Here is a 1,731-nt window from a genome sequence, read left to right on the forward strand (position 1 = left end):
TACCCGCTACTCAACGACATAGCCAGCCCCGCCGATGTCCGCAAGCTCCCGAAAGAGCTGCTCAAACCGCTAGCGAAGGAACTGCGCGAATTCCTGACGCAATCCGTCAGCGTCTCCGGCGGGCATTTTTCGGCCGGCCTCGGCACCGTGGAGCTCACCGTGGCGCTGCACTATGTCTTTGACACGCCGTCCGACCAGCTGGTCTGGGATGTCGGCCACCAGGCCTACCCGCACAAGATCCTCACCGGTCGTAAAGACCGCATGACGACGATACGCACCCGGGGCGGTATCTGCGCGTTCCCGTGCCGTGCCGAGAGCGCATACGATGCGTTCGGCGTCGGCCATTCCAGCACCTCGATCAGCGCCGCGCTGGGCATGGCGATCGCTTCCGGGCTCAAGGGCGAGGACAAGCAAATGGTCGCCATCATCGGCGACGGCAGCATCACCGGCGGCATGGCCTACGAGGCGATGAACCATGCCGGGGCCATCGACGCCAACCTGCTTGTGGTGCTGAACGACAACGATATGTCGATCTCACCCAACGTCGGCGCGATGAACAATTATTTGTCGAAAATCCTGTCTAGCCGCCTGTATTCCTCGGTGCGCGAAGAAAGCAAGAAAGTGCTGGCCAAGATGCCGACCGTCTGGGAACTGGCGCGGCGCACCGAAGAGCATGTCAAGGGCATGATCGTGCCGGGCACCCTGTTCGAGGAACTGGGCTTCAACTATATCGGCCCGATAGACGGGCATGACCTGGACGTGCTGGTCACGACGCTGGAAAACCTCAAGCACATCAGCGGCCCGCGTATCCTGCACATCGTCACCCAAAAAGGCAAGGGCTATGCGCCGGCCGAGAAAGACCCGCTGGCCTACCACGGCGTGCCGGCCTTTGACCCTAGCCAGGAGTGCCTGCCCAAGTCCACGCCGTCGGCGCACCCCAGCTACACCGAAGTATTCGGCAACTGGCTGTGCGACATGGCGGAACAGGACGACCGGTTGCTGGGCATCACCCCGGCGATGCGCGAAGGCTCCGGGCTGGTCAAGTTCTCCGAACGTTTCCCGGAACGTTATTTCGATGTCGCGATTGCCGAACAACATGCCGTGACCTTGGCGGCAGGGCAAGCCTGCCAGGGCGCCAAGCCCGTGGTCGCCATCTACTCAACCTTCCTGCAACGCGGCTACGACCAATTGATCCACGATGTCGCGCTGCAAGACCTGGACGTACTGTTCGCGCTGGACCGCGCCGGCCTGGTCGGCCCGGACGGCCCCACCCATGCCGGTAGCTTCGACTTCAGCTACCTGGGCTGCATCCCCAACATGCTGATCATGGCGCCCGCCGACGAGAACGAATGTCGGCAGATGCTAACGACCGGCTTTTTGCACCCCGGCCCCGCCGCCGTGCGCTACCCGCGCGGCAAAGGCCCGGGCGTCGCCGTCAAGCCGGCGCTGGAGAGCCTCGCAATCGGCAAGGCCGAGATCCGCCACAGCGGCGGCCGCATCGCCATCCTCGCCTGGGGCAGCATGGTGACCCCTGCTCTCGAAGCGGGCCAACGACTGGGTGCGACGGTCGTCAACATGCGTTTTGTCAAACCCCTGGACACGACGCTGCTGCTGGAACTGGCGAAGAGCCACGACACGTTTGTCACCGTCGAGGAAAACGTGCTCTCCGGCGGTGCCGGCAGCGCCGTCAACCTGTTCCTGCAAGCCCGGCGCATATTGATGCCGGTACTC

1 protein-coding gene is annotated in these 1,731 nt (G+C 63.6%); it reads left to right on the forward strand.

Translation table 11 applies throughout. The features are described 5' to 3' along the window. The coding region (gene dxs, locus Q7V20_RS03415) for a 1-deoxy-D-xylulose-5-phosphate synthase (protein WP_304787194.1) at positions 1-1,731 on the forward strand (1,731 nt) is incomplete at both ends.

Source organism: Aquabacterium sp., assembly GCF_030652515.1.
GTDB lineage: Bacteria > Pseudomonadota > Gammaproteobacteria > Burkholderiales > Burkholderiaceae_C > Aquabacterium.